This is a genomic window from Nostoc sp. DedSLP04 (assembly GCF_034530775.1).
Classification (GTDB): domain Bacteria; phylum Cyanobacteriota; class Cyanobacteriia; order Cyanobacteriales; family Nostocaceae; genus Nostoc.
The window spans coordinates 43,140-64,071 of sequence record NZ_JAVRCL010000026.1; the positions used below are offsets into that span (position 1 = coordinate 43,140).

Below are 20,932 nucleotides of genomic sequence, written 5' to 3' on the forward strand. Positions count from 1 at the left end.
ACTAAGATTATAGATACTAAATTTTAGTTATAAGTCTTAACTGGTTTCTAAATAAATGAAAAATGAGATTCCTTAACCCACCCATCACTGAAGCTATTCTTGATATAACAGTCAATCTTCATGATAATTTTAATCATGAAGAAATTTTGAAGTTTCATGAAAGTATTAAAGACTCTTTTCCAAATATTCAAAAGAGAATGGCACTTGAAGGAGGTTTTGAATTTAACTTAGAGAATCCGAATGAAATCAATTCTCAATTGTTTTCAGTATCTAATAAGCCTGAAGGATATATTTTTATTTCTTCTGACCAAAAAAGAAGTATTCAAGCTAAACTAAATGGCTTTACATTCAGTAGGTTGAAGCCCTATGAAAGTTGGGAAAGCTTTTATGGAGAGGCATATCAATTATGGGAAAAGTATGCTCAAATTACATCTCCTACAGAAGTCGTCCGTCTTGCTCTACGGTATGTAAACCAAATTATGATACCTGCCACAGGAACTATAGAGCTAAAAGATTACGTAAAAACATTACCAGAGATATCAAGTAATTTATCAGTCGTAATGGAAAGCTATTTTATGCAAATAGTTGTAGCTCATTCAGATTATCAACCATCAAGAGCAATTATTAATCAAACAATTGGTCAAATAAGCGAAAATGAAAAAGGAGAGAAAGTATATCCTTTAATATTTGATATTGATGTATTTCAACAAGTTAATCTTGACCCTGATGATGATTTAATAAAAAATATATTTGAAGTCAATTTGCGAACTTTTCGAGACGAGATATTTTTTAAGAGTATTACAGAAAAAACACAGGAACTTTTCAGATGAGTACATTACTTGCTCCAACTAACGGCCAATTTTCAAGTCATATTTCTAGTAGGGGTACTAGTACCCAACACTATGAAATAGTCCATAAAGTTCGAGAAGCTCAAGTACACAGGCTCGAAACTATAGCATGGAAGTATAATGCATCCTTATATTTATTCTCAAATTTAGATATTTCTGAGTTTGAGAATAGAGTAGAAGAAATTCGAGATGAACTCTTGGAAGGTCATCTTGCACTTTCCAAAGGAGATGTAAATATTCTTAAGCAACTAGTTGGACATTTAAGTGTTTTCCAACTTCTAGCTGTGGCAAGGCTTTTGAGTCCTCTTTTAGAAAATGAAGCCTATTCTCAGGATGCAGCTTCCATAATCAGTGTGCTTCTACAGCATCCAGCAGACGAAGTGAGATATGCTGCTTTAGAAGCAATTAGTTTTGCTCTAGGTGAAGTTCCTATTGCTGAAGAAATACTTGCAGAAGCCAAGAATTTGCTTAAAAATGAAGAAAGTACATTTGTACGTGAATTTTTGGAGTCACTATAGCAATCCTATTTGAGGTAGCAATCTTATTTGAGATCCGAACAGGGCGTACACTGATGCAGCTTGAAAAATCAAATTCTTGGTGATTAATAAAGAACTTCAGGTTAGTATAAATGTATCATTAGGTGTTATGTAATTTAGGATTGCTATATAAGGTGTGAGTGAATTACGTTACTACAGAAGTGTGAAAAGCCTTGCAACGTGGAAAGCAGGTAAGCAACAAAAGGCAATTCCATCTCCAGAACACGCGAATCGATACTTAAGAGATATTAAGGAGGGAAAAGGTTTTCCCTCCTTATGGCTACCTTCATGTTCTGAAGACTTAGAGAAAATTTCTTTAGGAATCCTGTTGAGAAAAGGACATCTCGATACCATAAATTTACTTGGCTTTAATGAATGCTGCTTTAGTAATGTGGGAATTGAGGTGAGTAAAGTAGAAGATACCAATTTCCCTATACCTACAGTAGGCCACTTGCATTATGAATTGTGTACCACAGATGACCTTGAGTTAACAGCAGCAATAGAATTATTTCTTAAATGTAATGGTGACTTTGCAGATTTTGTTAAGTCAGATCCTAATAAAAACAATATGCGGAAAGTAGCTGCAAAGTATATGAATGAAGTCAGCAAACAATATCAGCACAAAGTTCAAGAGTGGGCTAAAGAATACTTACAATGAGAGTTTAGCCATATAAGCTTAATTTGTGGCGATCGCATTTTTATAAGAGTTATCAAACACTTTTTTACCATTTGGTTTGGTTTTCTCCTAGAAGTCACAAGCGATCGCCTCATGCATTACGTAAGCTGATTGTTTCAGCAGCGACAAGGAAGACGGATTCATGGAGCGATCGCACCAAAAGTTTGAGTAAGAGAGGCTATTGTTGTTCTAGGCTTTCTATTTGCTGCTGTAAAAAATTGGCACGTCTACTATCACCTAACAAAGTGTATCCATTCTTAGCTTGAGAATACCAACTTATAGCCTGCTTATTATCATCTGTTGCAGCATAGACTTCCCCTAAAGCGAATTGGGCTAATATCTTCTCTTCTAAATCTTCATCACTTTTGGCAAGTTTGATTGCTGCCAAATAATTGTCCACTGCTTTTTGGGCTAATCCAGTTTGCCAGTAAATATCTCCTAAGGAGCGATAAATGATTGTTGATCGCTTACCTTTTTTTACTAAAGTTTCTAAAGTTGCGATCGCATCTGCACTCAAGTTATAGCTTTTGAAGGTATCAGTAGTCAGACCATAGGCTTGAATTGCATCTTGCGGTAAAGTGTAGCGGCTGTAAAAATTTGCCAACATTAGAGCAGTTACTTGTTCATTTAAACCTAATTTAGTTATTTTAGTTACTTCTGATTGGATAGCTGTTGCCTCAGATTTACGTAGCACACTAAAATCTAGGTTAGATGTGCCTTCGTCCTGAGATGTTTTGCCAGTATTGGCTTTAATAACTAATGAATAGTTTGTTCCTGGTTGTAATCGAGGTAAGCCAGGATAAACTAGAGAATTGTTTTTGACCTGCTTTTGCCACACTATTCCTGTGGGACTCTGCAAAGTTACCGTATATTGCGTAGCTTTAGGTATAGCATTCCAACGGAAAGTAGGAGTATTGTTCAACAGTAGAGTATGACGAGGAGTAATTAAATAGGGAATCAGCGGATTAGTACCGCCTAAAGTCCCAGCAGGTGGAGGTGCTTTAGAGATGATTGCTTGCCAAACAGGACAGATTGTTTTTAAACCTGATGGCACTCCTATAGGAACAAATGGTTTGGAGAGATTAGGACAAACTACTCTCACCCTGACACCCTTATCAGGCTTGATCTGATCTCCCTGATTTAATTCTGTTCCCACAGAAACAGGACGAAAATTTGACCAATCAGGGCGCTTGAGGAAGATTCTGCCTGTTGAGGAGTCAATTCTGGCTGAGTAGACAACTGCTGGTTTATCTTGGGCAATCGCAGTTTTTGCCATCCCCAACACTACAGCCCCTAATACCAATATTTTGCAAGTTAAATTCAAGTTACTCATTTCTGATTCTCCTGTTCTGTCAAGCGTTTTTGAGCAGTAATCACCCAACTATCTTCATCAGTACTAGATGTAATATCGGCATATTGAATGCAAGTTTCCCATTCTTTTAAAGCGCCTTTTTTATCCTTTTGGGCTTCCATAGCTTGTGCTAATAAACAGTGAGGAGCGGCAATATTGTTTGTTACTTTGGCGGATTGTTGTAAGTCAATTGCTTCTAGTAGTTTTGCTTGTGCCTTTGGATAATCGCTTTGCATTAGCCTTGCCCAACCTAGATTTTTTAGTAAAGCGTGTTTAGTCTCTGCACTAAGTTTTAACTTCTGTTCATCAGCCAATGATTTTTGGAGCAAATGAGTCGCAGCCGGATAGTTTTTGTTTAGGATGTAAAGACGAGATAGATTATTGATGGCATCGGGAATATTATCTTGTGCTGCAATTTGATATTCGGTACGAGCAAGATCGAGTTTTTGCAATTCTTCGTAAAGTAAACCTAACCGAAAATGGGCTAGGGTATCATCAGGGTTGAGTTTGATTGCTCGTTGATAATTCTCTTCCGCGCTTCCCCAGTCACCTTCTTTGTAATTGTTGAAGCCCCATTTATTATATTGGGTAGCAATTTGTGGTAAAGATATCCGCAAACCTACTAAACCAATTACTAATAATAATGAAAAACCTGCACTAATTTCATGCCAAAATCGCTCTGGGATTTTCCTACTTTTAAGAATACTTTTGTAAGCTTCTTGTCCTGCTAGAGTAAGTGCGCCGCCAGCAGTTAGTAAGGTCAAAATGCTTTGGGTACTAACTGCCAGTGCGCCTAGTGTATCTGGCCCACCTGTGAGGAAACGAGATGAAATGTCTCCGACTAAACCAAGAGAAATAGTTAGCGAAGATATAGAAACGGCACTCCAAAACCAATCAAGCTGATCCCAAAATTTATAAGGCTTTCTTTCAGGTTGTAATGACCACCACCACGCTTCTTTGGGAGGATTGAAGCTGGTTTGCCAATCAACAGTTTCGCAGATGGTGGCGATCGCTGTAGCATTGTCTTTGAGTATCTTGTCTAGTTGAGCGATCGCTGCTAAACTCTCTCCAGATGTCTGCATAGTATCTGCCAGTGCTGCCTGTACTTCGTCTCGTGCTGTGAACACTTCTAAAATTTGTGTGCGTGTAAGTTGCTGTTTTACTTCTTCTGGTTGAGTTGGTTGAGCAGCATCTGCGATTATATGATTGGGATCTGTAGATGCATCAATAGTAGTCTTAAGTTGCTCAACAGCTGTTTGATAACGTTTTATTGCCTGTTGCAGGCGAGAATCAGTCATAAGCAGATAAAAGCAGAGAGTGTTATTAATTTTGGTTCACCAATAAGAGTGAATGCTGCCTAATCCTTTGAACTCATCTTCATCACTTTACTCTGATTCACCAATTAAGGTAAATGCTGCCCATTTTTTAGGATTTTTTGGATACTTTTGCATTGTAGTTAACATTGCTTGTCGCAGTGCTTGCGCTTTGTTGAGATGACGTTCTTGCATATTTCGGTAGAATTCAATCATTAATTCTGCGGTTGATACATCATTCACTGCCCATAGAGAAACAAGAACACTAGGAATACCAGCAGTCATAAATCCACGGGATAATCCGATGATTCCTTCACCTGTGATTTGTCCTCTAGCTGTATCACAAGCACTCAGAACAACTAAATCGGCTGCCATTTCCGGCATATTCTGTATTTCACTTGTTGTCATAAAACCTGAATTATTAGAAGATGGTGCCAGTGCGATCGCACCAGGCCCATCCTCACTGAAAACTTCCAGTAATCCATGTGTTGCTAGATGAATCAATCTTACCCCTGTAATTAAATGATTCACTTCTGCAACCGTTGCTTTATCACCTGTTAAAGCTTGCACTTTAAAGAAATTAGCAACCGCTTGAGCTTCTTGTTCTGCACCTAATAAACTAGGCAAGCGCTCAGACTTTTGCCCTTGAATACTGGAAAATTCTGGCATTGTAGGGTTACCCACAACAAGTGCTGGTTTAATGAAATCATGAAGCTCATTCTGTCTTTCCCGAACACGCTGTCTTAGCTTATGTGTAAGAAATAGCGAGCGAATAGAAGGTGCAATAGATATTGTGTTTTTTTCGATTAAATATTGTCCATGTTCGTCTTGCAAGGCAGCAAACGGAACTAGCGTTAAGCTCCGATGTGGAATGAAAATAACTTTTTTATTAGCATCACGAGGTAGTAGCTCGGCAATTGGTTGAATTAAAAGCTGATATAGCTGATGTAGCTGAGTTAATTGTTGTGTATCATTGATAGGCTCAATGCTGATGGACGAGCTTCGACCTCTTACACCCATAGCCTCTCGGCTATCAATTAACACTTGGGCTAATGGTTTTTTCAACAACTTCAAATCAACTTCTCGAAAATCAACTTTCCCAGTTGGCTGAATCACCCAAATAAATAATTTTGTAGGTTTGGGGAGCAAATTCTCAAGAGATAGTTCTTGAATTTGTATAAACTGTTTGGCAGTTGACGCACCAGATGAAAAGGCATTTGTTTCATCATCTCGATACTGATTGTTATCTACAATATCTTCATAAATAATCGAGTACTCAACTAACGTGCTATTTTGCAGACGAGCAACCTGCTGTAGTTCCTTTAATGTTACTGGTTTACTACCTAGTTCTTGCTGAGAAAATTCAGAAAGTCGAAAACCCAAATCGTCAATCAGGGCAATCGTCCTTACTTGCTCAGATGCTGTCAAAGCTTGGTTTTTTTGCTTTAGTTTGACTAGAATAGATTGCAGATAGCTATAAGTTAGAGCCTGCTGCTCTCCAATATCAAATATCTTTAAACGTACAGCATTGCTTCTAGATAGAAAATCAACCTGCTGCTTTTGATCTTCTCTTTGCGTCTTTTTCCAGAGTTCGCTCCAGACTTTTCCAGAAGATCGTAATGTTTTTTCTGCATTTGGTAAATCACCCAATTTCTCCAAAGTCCATCCCAGTTTTGTTAAAGTTCTGGCTTGAGCAATCAATAGACCTCTTTCCTGCTTGGGAACGATGAACGGTGGTATTCCGTTTTGCTCTGTTGGAAGTTCGGCAATAATCGTCGCTTTCTTATATTGCTGAGTTGCAGCAGTATAATTACCTGATTTAACATAGTCATCGCCTAAATCCATGAGCATTTGCCAACCTGCCAAATTCAGATCGAATTCGCCATTCCATCCTTGAAAGACGGTCAGTTCGTCAGTAGGTAGTGTAGACAGAATTTGCTCGCGTTGCTCTTTTGCTTTAACGGGAAAAGATTTCTCCAAATTGTCTAAGGCTGTATTTAGATGCTTGAGGACAAGGATGGTAGATTTGCGATCGCCTAATCGTTGCGATATCTGCATCGCCTGCTTCAAGGATTGAATTGCTGGCTCAAATTGCTGAAGTGCGATCTGTTCTAGCCCTTGCTTCAATAGCCTGTCCGTTTCAGCGTTTATTTGATTCTGTTGGGGCTGTGTCAACCCTGGCAAAGGAGTCAATAAACTAGTTGTCAGGAAAACCAGAAGTGCTGAGAAGCAAGCAACATTAAGCTTGAGCCAGGAAAATTTAAATCGCATACTACTTTAAATGCAAAAGTGAATATTCATTCTTAGCAATGACCCAACCGATCGACTTACTAAGATGGCAAGATTTCAAATGTAATCGATAGTGCAGCCATCTGCTGTGTGTCTATTTGGCTGGTTCCATCAACTCGCGTTATGCCTGCACCACGAGTACCTTCGTCGAGATCGTTTAGTAAACTGACAATTGCCTCATCTGGTTTTTTATCTAAATTCACAGGTATTCCCCGTTGGCTATCTGATTCTGCTGCAAGTGCCTGCAATAACTCAATCGCCTTTTTGAAAGGTGTCGTACTGGCAATTACTAGTACTTCCGCGACACCAGGCTCACCAGCAATCCTAAATTTATACAATTCGCCGCGATCTGGGTCAGGGACTTGAATTTGTTGCCCTGCGGCAATGGGAGGAGCATCTTCATTTCCCGGTAGCGGTGAGAGAACTAACAACTCGCCATCTACACTGATGAGCAGCACACTGATGTAGAGATCGTGAGGTTCGTTATTCTGAACTAAAAAGCGGACTAAGGTTCCAGGTGTAATGCGTTGGACATTAGATGAGCGAGTGGTTTGTCCTCGACTACGACTCAGGGGTGCAACAGTTGCTCCTCTGACCGTAAATGCTTCTGCCTGAATAGCACCGCCATCCACTGTTTCCATTGCAGCGGCCACACTCAATTTTGAAGAGGTTGTATTTAAAGTCAGTTTTACCAAGCGTGCGGCTAATAAAGATTTGAGTTTTGCCTTCAAGCGATTACTTACTGCCTCAGATACACGTTCTCCACCAGAACCATCAGAACCAGGAATTAGATCGGCAGCTGGAGAAAACAGGGCAATACTGCCAACTTCAGGTAACTTTTTAATATTCAATTTTTGCAACTGCTTGACATACTCCTGTGTCACTCGTCCCAGGATGTAATTTATATCTGGCTGATTAGCTGATACAGGCTCAATTCGTTTGTTAATTGCCCTAAGTGCCCGTCGTGCTGATTCTATATCTTGCCCTAACGATGAATCTAGTCCAATTCGCAAAGTCAGGTCATTGGGAATTGCCCGCGATCGCTCTTGTAATAATGCACCAGCTGCGATCGCCGCTCCTCTAGTTGTTGTCTGGATCAGTTTGCCTTGTGCTTTAAGTTGTTGCCGTGACTCGATTTTTACTTGCCCTTGTTCTCGCCCTTGACTATCTACCACCGTAAAGGTTGCACCTCGTCCAAAGGCTTTTAAACTCCGAGGATCTATCCCGCCTAAAAACAAATCAATTTGATTTCCTTGTACTTTGGTAACTACTGCTTCGGCTGGTGTCTTTTTTCGATTGGTAAAGTAAACTATTTGTTTGTCGTTATTACTTCCCTGTTTGACGTTAAATTCTGGTTGTTGCACAATGCCGGATGTAGGGAAATATTCTTGCAGTATTCTTTGGGTTGTGGCGATCGCACTTAGCATTACCTGATTAACTGACTCAGAGGATGTTTGCTGCCAAAGATAACGACTGAGTATATAAGTAAAAATACCAACAGGCGTATCAGCAAAGCGCGTATCAATAGCTGACTGGTCTCGTCTAGCAGCAGCAAGCATGACTCCTTTCGGCACACCTTGTTGACGCAATTTTACAAAGTCTGAGTTTGTCAACTTCAGCCGAGACATCAGTTGTTTTTGATATTCTTGTTCTTCGGTATTTGCTAAAAGCTGGATTTTAGAATCTTTAATACGCAATAATTCTTGATCGCCGGGACGCGATCGCACTGTCAAAATTCCTTTTCTTGCGCCACCTGAGTAACAGCTATCCAGCACAAAGGTGACGTTTTCTGTATTGATGGCTTGCATTAATAACCACAGAGTATGCCCAGTAATATCATTAACCTTACCTCCTTTATTTGGATATCCAGGTGGGAGGTGACTGTCGATGGGTACAATTGTGCTGACTCGTCCATCTTCAAAAATTTTATCTGCGTCGGCAACTTGAGAACCGTGCCCAGAGTAATGAAATACAACCACATCTCCAGGTTGCGCCCATTTAATTAGATGTTCTTCAAAAGCCTGTAATATGTTTTTACGGGTTGCCTCTTGGTCGTGTAGAATGCGGATGTCATCAGATTGAAAGCCAAAGAGATTAATCAAAAGTTCTTTCTGAATTTGAGTATCATTGACTGCCCCTTCCAGTGGATACCATTGAAAATCATTTACTTTTAGGTAATCATTAATCCCTACTAACAAAGCCCTTTTGCGTGGCGTATTTTGGGCTAAAACTTGGGCATAGCGAACAGCTTGCTGCTCAATTTCTAATTGGCTAATCCCCAGAGTGGCTAAAGCTGAACCAGCGAACTGCAAAAACTGACGACGCTTAATGATTGACATAGCCTAGTCTTTTCCCCACATCTCCAAAATAGATAAATTTTGATTCGCTGATGAAGATTATCATCTGTATATACGTATTAATACAGAAATAGCAAGAAAATTGAGTGTGTTGAAATAATTTGTAGTATTGAGGATGAAAGAAAGATTACAACGCTATTACCAATATTTATAGACAAACAAAGCTGCCATCAGGTTGAGCAAAAAACGCTGTCTAGAGTCATCAATTTGGCATCGATTTTAGATATTACTCTGCCTCGCCAATAAGCGTAAATGCTGCCCAGTCTTTGGGATTCGGATGATTTTCCATAGTTTTGAGCATTGCTTGACGTAATGCTTGAGCTTTATCTAACTTGCGCTCTTGCCAGTTTCGATAAAATTCAGTCATTAACTCAGCCGTAGGTGCATCGGGTACAGACCACAACGAAACAATAACACTGGGTGTACCTGCGGTAATCAAGGAACGGGATAGACCAATTACACCATCACCAGTGATTTGACCTCGCCCAGTATCGCAAGCACTCAGGACAACTAACTCTGCATTGAGTTTCAAGTCTAAAATTTCATCGGCGGTAAGTAAGCCATCGTTGAGTTGACCATTACCAGATGGAGCAAGTGCGATCGCTCCAGGTACACCCAACCCTTTAAAATCATCTAATAACCCATGCGTTGCTAAATGAATTATCCTCGCTTGCGATAGCTTGGGTAACATTTTGGCTTTGACGGCTTGTTTGCCTATAAATGCCTTAGTTTTAAATAGTTTAGCAATTTCATTTGCTTCCCCTTCTGACCCTGGCAAGTTAGACAACTGCTGAGGTGGATCGCCAAGTTTTGTGGTGACTTTAGGCATAGTGGGATTACCCACAACCAATGCTTCTTGCAAATCTGCGGGGTGTGGCTTTAGCCTTTGTTGATGGGTTAAATTTAGAACCTGAATTGCAGGTGCAGTGAGAATTGTATGTTTTTCAATTAAATACTTCCCATTAGCATCCTGTAAAGCTGGAAAGGGAACTAGAAACAGTTGACCTTGAGGAATGAAGATGACGTGAGAGTTCGGATCTTTGGGGAGAATGTCAGCAATGGGATCAATCAGCAATTTGTGGAGTTGCTGTAATCGGTTTTTTTGTTCTGCGGTATCATTTATAGCCTCTATCTCAATGCTTGCACGTCCTCTAACACCAATTGACTCACGGCTGTTAGTAACAAGGTTTGCTAGAGAGGTGTTTAAAGATTTTTTGAGATCAACCGAGCGAAACTCTACTTTACCTGTAGGCTGGACAACCCAAATGTAGAGGTATTTATCGGAAACTATGGAGTATTCAACCACAGAAGCACTTTGTGTTTGAGCAATTTGTTTGATTTGCTCAAGATTAATGATGAATTTTTTTTGCAGAGATTCGGGATTCTGCTTTTGCAGTTCGGGGGATAACCGAGATGCTAATAACTCAACAAATGCTTTTGCCCGCCCCCTTTCAGCCACTTCTAACGCCTGATTATTCTTCTGTTGAGCAACTAAGGCTAATTGCAAACCTCGGTAAGTAAACTCTTGAGTTTCAAAGATGGAGATTTTATTTTCATCAGTTAATCCAGGTCGCAGAGATTCCCAAATTTCAACGGCGGCTAATAGGCTTTTTTCAGCATCAGCGTGCTGTTTCAAATCATAGTAAACTCCGCCAATATTGTTGAGGCTAATGCCTTCATGAGGACGATCGCCGATTTGTTTAATAATGGCTAAAGCTTGCTGATAGTAATCCAAGGCTTTGGGGTACTGTCCGAGACTGGAGTAAATCAAGCCAATGTTGTTGAGGGTAGTGCCAACACCAGAGCGATCGCCGATTTGTTGACGAATGGCTAAAGCCTGCTGAAGATACTCCAAGGCTTTGGGGTACTGTCCCAGACTGGAGTAAATAAAGCCAATGTTGTTGAGGCTACCGCCTTCCCTAGAGCGATCGCCGATTTGTCTAATAATGGCTAAAGCTTGCTGAAGATAGTTCAAGGTTTTGGGGTACTGTCCCAGACGTAAGTAAATTCCGGCAATGTTGTTGAGGGTAGTGCCTTCACCAGAGTGATCGCCGATTTGTTGACGAATGGCTAAAGCTTGGTGATAGTAATCCAAGGCTTTGGGGTACTGTCCCAGACGGGAGTAAATCAAGCCAATGTTGTTGAGGGTAGTGCCAACACCAGAGCGATCGCCGATTTGTTTAATAATGGCTAAAGCTTGCTGAAAGTATTCCAAGGCTTTGGGGTACTGTCCCAGACTGGAGTAAATAGAGCCAATGTTGTTGAGGCTTCGTCCTTCCTGAAAGCGATTGCCGATTTGTCTGATAATGGCTAAAGCTTGCTGAAAGTATTCCAAGGCTTTGGAGTACTGGCTTAAATTAGTGTAAGATGTGCCAATACCGTTGAGCGTTCTGGCTTCTTGAGTGCGATCGCCTACTTCCCTGCAAATTACCAAAGCTTGCTCATAAAATGCGATCGCTTGGGAAAACTTAGCCTGAGCATAGTAAATATCACCAATACTGTAGAAAGTATCACCTTCACTCTTGCGGTTTTTAGCTTGCCGATACAAAGCCAAGGCTTTTTCAAATGCCTCTAGTGCTTCTGGAAACTGCTTTTCCTCTAGTTTCTGTTTCCCTTCTGTTAACAGTCTATCTGCCTCATTTTTTGGATTTTCAGTAGTTTGTGCCTGTGCCGAAGTCTGGTTTGCAACAAATCCAAAATCTCCTGTGACAGCAAACGACAACACCAGAGTTACAAGCATAACTCTCAAACGCTGTACACCATTTAAAAGCATATTGTCAACCTAATAATTTTATATGCACGCAAACTCTAGGGAAAAATACAAGATTTCAAGCAGAATTTACGGAAAATTTATTAAATAAGCTTTTAACTAAGAATTTATTGCTAAATCAACTTAAAGCAAAATCTATGTTAGCGACTCTCGAAATCGCAATATGTAGGTTGAGGTGCGAATTGCGAATTACGAATTACAATCCGTTACCAATTAAAATAAATGGTGCCCAGTAGTAAGGATGACTGAGGCGATCGCTGACATTTGATGGTAAGGCTTCGATTTCAATACTGCTCCCGCGTTGTTTGCTTTCAGTATTTTTGCTAGTATTAATCAAAGCTATTTGTGCCTGTCTTAAAGCTTCGGCTTTGGTAAAAGTACCTTGTTTGAGTTTGGCGTAAAAGACATCCATTAAAGCTTGAGTACCACCATCATTAACTGACCACAAAGAAGCGATCGCAGCTCTTGCTCCGGCATTTTGCATCAAGTAGCCAAATCCCAAAATCTCTTCGCCATTGCCTAATGTCCCGCCTAATCCTGTTTCACAACCACTCAACACCATTAAATCAACGTTGGTTAAAAACCATTTGTCTTGGATGTCTCGCAGAGTCACTCTATCGCCATTACCAAATAGAATAAATGAATCTTCTGGTAAACCAGGAACAAAAGCCGCGTGAGTAGCGAAATGTATCACTGAGTTTTGATTCATTTGGGGAATTATGGCGGTTGTGCTAAAATCTTTATCTAACAGTTTGGTTGTGTCAGGAATAGATGTTTCCAGGTCGGCAACTTCTTTTGCAGCAAAGGGTAGTCCAGACAAGTTGAAGTGCTGCTTGCCTAATTGAAATTCATAATGCCCTTGGGTGAAAGCACCTGCCAAAACTTTTAGATGTGGTTGCGGTTTTGTAGTAAAGTCAGTTAAGGATGCAGCCGTAATATTATTTACCCGCAAACGTTCTACTAACCATTGTTTACCATCGTACAGAGCTGCTAAAGGAATGTAACGCAGTTGCCCATCGGGAGCATAAATAATAGTTTTGGCATCTGCCTTTTGCAGATCGTTTTCTATAGGTTTGATTAACCAGTCATATAGTTGTTTTGCTGGTTTTTTTGCATCCATGTTAGGATTCTGCAAAGCACTGCGAAAGTTGACAATTGCTTGGTTCAAATCTTGACGCTTGACAGCCACAGTACGCCGGATGGGTGGTGAACCAGGTGTTGCTAAAATTAGTTCTAAACGGTCTTCCAAAATTAAAGGATACAGCAGGACGGCATTTTGTTCTAATCGCTTCAGGTCATCAGCAATGTTTCTCAATCGTTGCAAACTGACGTTTTCGTCTTTAGCAGTTTGGCGTAATTGTTGCACACTGGCAACCACATCTGGACGACGGGTAAATTCTTCAAACATTTTGACGATTTGCCCTTGCTGGTTCGTAAGTTGAGCAAGACGTTGTTTTTGTGTAGAAGTTTGTTGAGGATAGGGAATCTTTTGCAGTTCGGTAAGTTCTTTGCCGATTTCAATTGCCTGATTTAAAAGCTGATTGTAGCTGTCAGAAATTTTTTGTTCTGGCGGCAGATTATCTAGTCCCTGTCGTGTCTGCTGATTACCCCGGACATTGCGGAGGTATTCTTGCAGTTCTTGTACTTTTAGCAAATCTAAAACTTGTTGCGCTTCAAGTACGCGGTCTTTTTGTAGTAATAAATCAGCAAGACGGCGATAGGTAAATGCAACGGTTTTTGTATATGATTCCTGTTGTTCTTTGGGTAGCACTTGCAAATCTTGCCGAATCGTTTCTGTGACGTTGACAGATTGCTTTAAGAAAACAATTGCTAGTTCCTGTTGTTTTTGTGTATCTAAGAGAAAACCAAGATTACTGAGGGTAGTGCCTTCAGTTGAACGATCGCCGATTTGTTTAATAATCGCTAAAGCTTGCTGTAAGTACTCCAAGGCTTTGGGGTACTGTCCGAGACTAAAATAAATTAAGCCAATGTTGTTGAGGGTTGTGCCTTCAGTTGAACGATCGCCGATTTGTTTACTAATCGCTAAAGCTTGCTGTAAGTACTCCAAGGCTTTGGGGTACTGTCCGAGACTAAAATAAATTAAGCCAATGTTGTTGAGGGTTGTGCCTTCAGTTGAACGATCGCCGATTTGTTTACTAATCGCTAAAGCTTGCTGTAAGTACTCCAAGGCTTTGGGGTACTGTCCGAGACTAAAATAAATTAAGCCAATGTTGTTGAGGGTTGTGCCTTCAGTTGAACGATCGCCGATTTGTTTACTAATCGCTAAAGCTTGCTGTAAGTACTCCAAGGCTTTGGGGTACTGTCCGAGACTAAAATAAATTAAGCCAATGTTGTTGAGGGTTGTGCCTTCAGTTGAACGATCGCCGATTTGTTTACTAATCGCTAAAGCTTGCTGTAAGTACTCCAAGGCTTTGGGGTACTGTCCGAGACTAAAATAAATTAAGCCAATGTTGTTGAGGGTTGTGCCTTCAGTTGAACGATCGCCGATTTGTTTACTAATCGCTAAAGCTTGCTGTAAGTACTCCAAGGCTTTGGGGTACTGTCCGAGACTAAAATAAATTAAGCCAATGTTGTTGAGGGTTGTGCCTTCAGTTGAACGATCGCCGATTTGTTTACTAATCGCTAAAGCTTGCTGTAAGTACTCCAAGGCTTTGGGGTACTGTCCGAGACTAAAATAAATTAAGCCAATGTTGTTGAGGGTTGTGCCTTCAGTTGAACGATCGCCGATTTGTTTACTAATCGCTAAAGCTTGCTGTAAGTACTCCAAGGCTTTGGGGTACTGTCCGAGACTAAAATAAATTAAGCCAATGTTGTTGAGGCTTTGACTTTTACCAGAGCGATCGCCGATTTGTTTACGAATCGCTAAAGCTTGCTGTAAGTACTCCAAGGCTTTGGAGTACTGTCCGAGACTTTTGTAAATTCCGCCAATGTTGTTGAGCGTTGTGCCTTCAGTTGAACGATCGCCGATTTGTTTGCTAATGGCTAAAGCTTGCTGATAGTATTCCAAGGCTTTGGGGTACTGTCCGAGACTCTTGTAAATAAAGCCAATGTTGTTGAGGCTACCGCCAACACCTGCTTTATCGCCGATTTGTTTACGAATCGCTAAAGCTTGCTGTAAGTACTCCAAGGCTTTGGGGTACTGGCTTAAATTGCTGTAGGATATGCCAATATGATTGAGTGTTGTGCCTTCTTGAGTGCGATCTCTTAGTTGCCTGCGAATTACTAAAGCTTGCTGAGAAAATTCTATAGCTTGGGAAAATTTATCTTGATAGTAGTAAACATCGCCAATACTGTAGAGTGTATCACCTTCACCCTTGCGGTCTTTACCTTGCTGGTATAAAGCCAAGGCTTTTTCAAATGCCTCTAGTGCTGCTTGAAACTGGTTTTGGTTTAGTTTTTGTTTACCCTCTTTTAGCAGTCTATCTGCCTCATCTTTTGGATTTTGAGCAGTTTGTGCCTGTGCCAAAGTTAGGTTTGCAACGGCTGCAACAGCTTTGAGTTCTCCCGTGACAGCAAACGATAACAGTAGAGTTACAAGCATGACTCTCAAGCGATCAACACTACTTAGAAGCATTATGTCAATTTAATAATTTGATGTATCCGCAAATTCTATGAAATAAACACAAGACTTCGAGCAGAATTTTCGGAAATTTATTAAATCAGCTTCTAATTCGGTATTTCTTGCTAAACTACGTCATTAAAATCTGGCTGCGAGGGATAAGAATAAACGTCAAACTCCATAAAAAAATTGACTTGCTCTAAAATTCAGAGGAACTTGCACAGCCTTTGCCCAAGCAAATACAAGTTTACAGGTTGAAGGGGACAGTAAAAATCCATCACTTGACAATGTATACTAACGTTTGACGATAGTAATGCGAAACGATAGTATTGTGATTGTCAGTTTCAAATCTGAAGAGACAAAGCTAATCTTTGAAGGCTTCATATCTCCTCAATAGCCGCCCAATATCCAGAAGACTGCTTTATGAAAACTGCTTGTCCTTGACGCAGCAACATCAATTAATGACTTGCGTGTTCCACCTGGAAATCGCTTAGAAAAGCTAGTTGGCGATAGAATTGGGCAGTACAGTATTCGTATTAACGATCAATGGCGAATCTACTTTGTTTGGACAAATGAAAACAATGCTTCGGAAATTGAAATAGTCGATTACCACTAAGTATAAAAATGATTATGAATAACAACCGTCTGCCAAATATCCATCCTGGCGAAATCCTGCAACTAGAATTCTTGGAACCGTTGAATATCACACCTTATCGATTAAGCAAAGATATAGGTGTAAATCAAACACGAATTAGCGAAATTGTACAAGGAAAGCGTAGTATTACAGCAGATACAGCCTTGCGTCTATCGCGCTATTTTGGGAACAGCGCTCAGTTTTGGTTGAATTTACAAACGCAATACGATTTACGTCAAGCTCTTGAAGAAAATGCAGAAGTTTACAATCAAATTCCTCAACTTCCGTTTAATGATGTAGCCTGAACTTATTTTCAGATACCGAAACTACTTATTTTGTAAATATTTTTATTTAACCATTATTTTCTATTGATGTAATCTCCTGATATTTTTTCTCAAAACTTAATTGGTTTACAGGTGATATCTAAGGGCAAGCATCTACGCCTCATTTACCCTTCTCCTGAGTTAGCGAAATTATCCCTTCCGTCTGCGCTTGTTTAACAGCTCGTTTCAGAATTAACACTGCCATTTGCGACAAAGAACGCTCCTCTGCATCCGCCAGTTGTTGCAGAGCTTCCTTGTCTTCTTCTTCCATGTAAATACTTACTACAACTTTCCCCATGTGACTATCATCAACTTAGTTATGTGTTTCTATATTAAATCACTAAAAACACATAAATAAAAATAAAATATCATTAAAATTATGTATAATTACTGATAAGTCAAAAGCCAGCGCTCAACTTTTGCAGGGAAGACGCTGACTTTTGGCCCCCTCTATACAGGAGACATATTCCATGTTAAAGCCTGTTTGCTACAAAACAGATGAACACAGAAGTTATCTACAAGCTTTAGATGACTTCGGAATAACTCAACTATTGGCAAAACTCAGCGATTATGGTGAGCAGCAAGAACAAGAAACTTTAGCGGCAGTGTTGATTTATCAACTAACCCAGAGCATCGATGCTGAACTGATAGCTAATTATTTGAGTGGGATCGCTAAAAATCACCAAGATTTATTTCCAGAGTTGACTAACCAGAAACTTTCTGTTGATTTACCCGACGATTTTCCTGATACAGCTAAAACACCCCGCTTTTTGTACGGCGATAGATTACGCTGGCTTGATTCTGACACCGACTGGGGAATTGCGATCGGCAGATTTTACAGCTTTGCCGCACATCTTTGCTGCTGGAGTTGGTGCTACCTAATTTGGTTAAGCAAAGACAGCCTCAGTGCAGCTTGGACATCTGCCGATATCGCTTGGGAGGAGGACTTAGAACCACTGGAAGGAGAGCCAGTATATGATTAATCCCCGCCCTCTACAAGAACGCGAGCAAAACCTGATTGACTTTTACAGCCATTGTCAACTAGGGATGACACCCAATAAATTTTATACCAAATGGGACGTTAATCATGAGGCGATCGCTCGAATTTGCTCTCGTTCACTTTCAACTGTCCGGCGCTGGTTCTCTAAAGGGCGCAACTACCGCCGTCCCATGCCTTCCGATTTACGCCATCTTGCCCTCATGGATTTATTGCTAGAAGACTTTGAGGAGATTCCTGAAGGACTTTTAAACAAGCTCTGTTTAACTAACCAGAGTAAATAGAGATTAAAAGTCAACAAATTTCAATATCATTCTGACATTTTTTTACCAGCCACTCTCACAGTAGAGTGGCTTTTGTCTAGGAAATTTTGTGAGCAAGTAAGCTTTAACCACTCAAGTAATCGGCTAAATCACAAGTATTGTCAGGAGGTTTTTGTGAGCTACATTGACAAACTTCATCCTTGGTGTGTCGTCCGCCATTTCCCCAGTATGCAACACCAAATTGTTGCTCGTTTTCGTCGTCGAAGCGATGCAGAAGCCCATTCACAAGTACTGCGCCAACTTATACCAAGTGCGACTTTTACAATTATATTTAATCTGGAAGTGGTGTAGTTAGACAGAATCCCTCTCTAGTTAGGACAAATATTAGTATTTAATAACACTTCTGATACTTTGTCATGTCAGCAAATGTCATAAAACACCTTTGACACCAACCATCCACCCATGACGCTGGAACCTTAAATCTTGCCCCACAGTTGGGACATTCTGAAAGCAAGCTTAACTTGTGGCGATCGCATCCCAGTGTCACCTTCAACTGCCATTCAATCTTGTGACAGGGCGACTCGGTATAACAAGCAGCACATAACCGAATCGGCTCCATTTTCATTCCCACCCCAACAGGTGGTAACATCTGCACTAACCTATCGACATCAACCCCCACTACAACAGCCAATGCTTCCAACTGCTGCCGAGACGGTGGGGGATTAAACCGAAACTTTTCCCAACGAGCGATCGCACCGCCAAGTCCTGCGGCTTTACCTAACCCAGTAGGGGTTAAATCATTTGCCCGTCGAAAACGTCCTAAAAAGTGACTTAGACTTTCACCTTGATAGGGTTCCGCTCGAAACAGCCAAGGTTTAATCTCTGCCACTTCCATTATTTGTACTCTCCTGCTACTTTCTTCAGCGTTTCCAAATCAATTTTTTGTAATCCTTTCTTCAATGATCTGATTGCTGCCTCTCTCAGAATCATATCCAGTAGCCCAATATAACCCCCAGTTGCCTCTCCCAAAACCTTGAGTATCGTCTTACTAGAAAGATTGGAAGCAACTGGCAGCTGCAAAACCTTCTTTTCCCAAATTTCTACTGTCCGCTTAAAGTCTTCCCCAGAAAACTTGCCAAACCGATGACAAGCCTGAAAGCGGCGCTTTACTTGCTCATCCCGCCCTATTACAGCGTCTAAACGGTCAGTTCCCACTAGAACAACAGATATTTCTAATTCTTCACCAATGTCCCGTACATCTTTAAATGTATTTGGCTTCAAGCGGTCAGCCTCATCAATAATTAACGTCTCCACACTACAACCTTTGAGAACCCGCCGAGTCCGCTCTCGAATTTCACCTACGGTTCCCTTCGTCATTTGATATTTTAGATGCTCAATAATTAGTCTAAATAAATCCTTAGAACTGCATTCAGGAGGAACTAGAATGTAAGCAACAGGAACTATTGGAGGTTTACCTGGCTCCTGTATTGGCTTATTTGTCTTTCTCAACCTGTAAGCATCACAAGCAATAGTTTTGCCTGTACGCGACTCTCCTATAATTCGACAGCACTGACGTGCTTGACGCTTTCCTTCCAGCCATTCATGCAGTATCTCCACTTGCTCCAGTGGGATATAAATCTTTCGGTTCAATCGTTGTATTTCTGCTTGTAATTTTTCATTATTTTGTGGGATATCACCTAATTGTTGAGCAACTACTTGGGCTTGTTTGGAATTCATTTTCTAAAACCCGTAATCTTCACGCATTTGTTCGTAATCAAATACTTCTGGCATCTGGTATTCTGCTTCACTTTCAGTAAATGCCACTTCCACATCCTCTTCTGGTTCAAGTGGCAAAGGTTGTTTAGCCTTTTGCATTACAGATTGTTCTTCTTTGTGGCGTTCCTTTTTGGTTTTCTTTTGATTTACAAAAGTGTCGCGATCGCGTACCTCTGCTAAAATCGAACGATTACTAATCTCTTTGCCAGCCTGCCGAATCCTACGACTCATTGCTTTAGCCTCATCCAGAGACAATTGCTCAGTCTCCAAATCTTGAGCATAGGCACGAGCTAGAAACTCTTCTTTAGAACCTATTTGGTGATAAACGAAAACAGTTGTAATGTCTTTGGGGTCAAATCGCAGTACCACGTTTTCCCCTGCATAACCTGCCAAGTTCTCCCCGCGATAGGTCAGATTTTCAAATTGCAGATATCCACCCCTGTAGATTGAGCGCCGAGTTTGCCTCATCAAACAGATACGCAAATTTTCTTCTGAAATTAAATTAGGAGCAGCTATTAACCCTGCTTCCCACCGTTGATAACGAGTTTGGTCGCCCATACGGGCATCAATACTTGGGTTGTACTTGTCCACGATGTAGCGTACAAGCAGACGTTCTAACTCTCTTAAAGTGAGACTAGCCTCTTTTTCAGCTTGCTCTGGACGTTTTTGTACATTTGAGCCTGTGTACCCTGGCAAAGTGGAAAATAAATCAGTATTAAAAGTGCCAAAAGGACGCTCAACAATGCCACCTTCACTGGGGCGATCGCGTAAATGACAAGCAAATCCCAACTGCACACCAATCTGTTGCAAATGGTTGGAGCGAAAATCTTTACCGCCATCAGTATAAAAGTGTTCTGGCTTCCCGTAGGTTCCCCAATCACAATGGAGTGCATATTCTGACCCATACTGCTTTGGTAAGATTGCATGACGCAGTGCAAGGGCTACTACCTGTGTCGTTTGCCAAATTATTTGTCCTAAGTTCGACTATATCCATTACGTTAGTAGGATATTGGCAATTTCAAATGGTATTGTTGTATTCATGGGAAGATACACACAATTATCCTTCAGCCTCAGTGTATTACTTGTGCCATCACTATTCGCCAAGGCTGTATTTAAATGTTATGTATGCAGCAGAAACCCGCATCTTTTAGCGATCGCCTACATTTGTGATGACCCGTAGGCAAAAATGGATAAAGTCGAGCTAATGACAAATAACAAA

General features: G+C 40.7%; 18 protein-coding genes and 1 pseudogene. 9 read left to right on the forward strand and 10 right to left on the reverse strand.

What is annotated here, in order from left to right; all coding sequences use genetic code 11:
- Positions 1–62 precede the first annotated feature (62 nt).
- From RMX89_RS16645 to RMX89_RS16655, 3 genes are all read left to right on the forward strand, one after another.
- Entirely contained in the window at positions 63–830 is a 768-nt protein-coding gene (locus RMX89_RS16645) for a TIGR04255 family protein (protein ID WP_322689674.1), read from the forward strand.
- Complete coding sequence (locus RMX89_RS16650) at positions 827–1,366, forward strand: hypothetical protein (protein ID WP_322689675.1); 540 nt, start codon at positions 827–829, stop codon at positions 1,364–1,366. The genes RMX89_RS16645 and RMX89_RS16650 overlap by 4 nt, the downstream gene beginning before the upstream one ends.
- A 154-nt stretch (positions 1,367–1,520) precedes the next feature.
- On the forward strand, positions 1,521–2,042 hold the full coding sequence (locus RMX89_RS16655; protein WP_322689676.1) for a hypothetical protein: 522 nt from the start codon (positions 1,521–1,523) through the stop codon (positions 2,040–2,042).
- A gap of 196 nt (positions 2,043–2,238) precedes the next feature.
- On the opposite strand, the gene RMX89_RS16660 is transcribed toward RMX89_RS16655, so the two are convergent.
- The 6 genes from RMX89_RS16660 to RMX89_RS16685 all read right to left on the reverse strand — a co-directional run bounded on the left by RMX89_RS16660 (position 2,239) and on the right by RMX89_RS16685 (position 15,735).
- Positions 2,239–3,393: a tetratricopeptide repeat protein gene (locus RMX89_RS16660; RefSeq protein WP_322689677.1), complete on the reverse strand. Its 1,155-nt coding sequence runs from the start codon at positions 3,391–3,393 to the stop codon at positions 2,239–2,241.
- Positions 3,390–4,709, reverse strand: coding sequence for a tetratricopeptide repeat protein (locus tag RMX89_RS16665; RefSeq protein WP_322689678.1), 1,320 nt, complete (start codon positions 4,707–4,709; stop codon positions 3,390–3,392). Before RMX89_RS16665 ends, RMX89_RS16660 begins: the two co-directional genes overlap by 4 nt.
- An 87-nt stretch (positions 4,710–4,796) precedes the next feature.
- Entirely contained in the window at positions 4,797–6,995 is a 2,199-nt protein-coding gene (locus tag RMX89_RS16670) for a CHAT domain-containing protein (RefSeq protein ID WP_322689679.1), read from the reverse strand.
- Positions 6,996–7,054: 59 nt separating this feature from the next.
- Entirely contained in the window at positions 7,055–9,352 is a 2,298-nt protein-coding gene (locus RMX89_RS16675; protein WP_322689680.1) for a caspase family protein, read from the reverse strand.
- Positions 9,353–9,596: 244 nt separating this feature from the next.
- Positions 9,597–12,143 carry a CHAT domain-containing tetratricopeptide repeat protein gene (locus RMX89_RS16680; RefSeq protein WP_322689681.1) on the reverse strand — a complete coding sequence of 849 codons (2,547 nt, stop codon included), beginning with the start codon at positions 12,141–12,143 and terminating at the stop codon, positions 9,597–9,599.
- A gap of 193 nt (positions 12,144–12,336) precedes the next feature.
- Positions 12,337–15,735: a CHAT domain-containing protein gene (locus RMX89_RS16685; protein WP_322689682.1), complete on the reverse strand. Its 3,399-nt coding sequence runs from the start codon at positions 15,733–15,735 to the stop codon at positions 12,337–12,339.
- 316 nt (positions 15,736–16,051) lie between these two features.
- Between RMX89_RS16685 and RMX89_RS16690 the strand changes: the two are divergent.
- Positions 16,052–16,336 (forward strand): annotated as a pseudogene (locus tag RMX89_RS16690) (type II toxin-antitoxin system RelE/ParE family toxin).
- A 14-nt stretch (positions 16,337–16,350) separates the two neighbouring features.
- Positions 16,351–16,659 carry a HigA family addiction module antitoxin gene (locus tag RMX89_RS16695; RefSeq protein ID WP_322689683.1) on the forward strand — a complete coding sequence of 103 codons (309 nt, stop codon included), beginning with the start codon at positions 16,351–16,353 and terminating at the stop codon, positions 16,657–16,659.
- Positions 16,660–16,798: 139 nt separating this feature from the next.
- Here the strand turns inward: RMX89_RS16695 and RMX89_RS16700 are convergent, their stop codons facing one another.
- Positions 16,799–16,975 carry a ribbon-helix-helix domain-containing protein gene (locus RMX89_RS16700; RefSeq protein ID WP_322689684.1) on the reverse strand — a complete coding sequence of 59 codons (177 nt, stop codon included), beginning with the start codon at positions 16,973–16,975 and terminating at the stop codon, positions 16,799–16,801.
- A gap of 172 nt (positions 16,976–17,147) precedes the next feature.
- On the opposite strand from RMX89_RS16700, the gene RMX89_RS16705 reads away from it, so the two are divergent.
- From RMX89_RS16705 to RMX89_RS16715, 3 genes are all read left to right on the forward strand, one after another.
- Complete coding sequence (locus RMX89_RS16705; protein ID WP_322689685.1) at positions 17,148–17,660, forward strand: hypothetical protein; 513 nt, start codon at positions 17,148–17,150, stop codon at positions 17,658–17,660.
- Entirely contained in the window at positions 17,653–17,958 is a 306-nt protein-coding gene (locus RMX89_RS16710) for a helix-turn-helix domain-containing protein (protein ID WP_322689686.1), read from the forward strand. The genes RMX89_RS16705 and RMX89_RS16710 overlap by 8 nt, the downstream gene beginning before the upstream one ends.
- A gap of 153 nt (positions 17,959–18,111) precedes the next feature.
- Positions 18,112–18,288 (forward strand): hypothetical protein, encoded by a 177-nt coding sequence (locus tag RMX89_RS16715; protein ID WP_322689687.1) that lies wholly within the window; start codon positions 18,112–18,114, stop codon positions 18,286–18,288.
- A gap of 40 nt (positions 18,289–18,328) precedes the next feature.
- Here the strand turns inward: RMX89_RS16715 and RMX89_RS16720 are convergent, their stop codons facing one another.
- From RMX89_RS16720 to RMX89_RS16730, 3 genes are read right to left on the reverse strand one after another with little or no spacing between them, the layout of a single operon-like run.
- On the reverse strand, positions 18,329–18,832 hold the full coding sequence (locus RMX89_RS16720; protein WP_322689688.1) for a TniQ family protein: 504 nt from the start codon (positions 18,830–18,832) through the stop codon (positions 18,329–18,331).
- On the reverse strand, positions 18,832–19,674 hold the full coding sequence (locus tag RMX89_RS16725; RefSeq protein WP_322689689.1) for a TniB family NTP-binding protein: 843 nt from the start codon (positions 19,672–19,674) through the stop codon (positions 18,832–18,834). Before RMX89_RS16725 ends, RMX89_RS16720 begins: the two co-directional genes overlap by 1 nt.
- 3 nt (positions 19,675–19,677) lie before the next feature.
- Positions 19,678–20,508, reverse strand: a complete 831-nt coding sequence (locus RMX89_RS16730; RefSeq protein WP_322689690.1) for a Mu transposase C-terminal domain-containing protein — start codon at positions 20,506–20,508, stop codon at positions 19,678–19,680.
- 244 nt (positions 20,509–20,752) lie between these two features.
- On the opposite strand from RMX89_RS16730, the gene RMX89_RS16735 reads away from it, so the two are divergent.
- The gene (locus RMX89_RS16735) at positions 20,753–20,893 is read left to right on the forward strand and encodes a hypothetical protein (RefSeq protein ID WP_322689691.1); all 141 of its coding nucleotides are present in this window, start codon (positions 20,753–20,755) and stop codon (positions 20,891–20,893) included.
- The last annotated feature ends 39 nt before the right edge of the window (positions 20,894–20,932 follow it).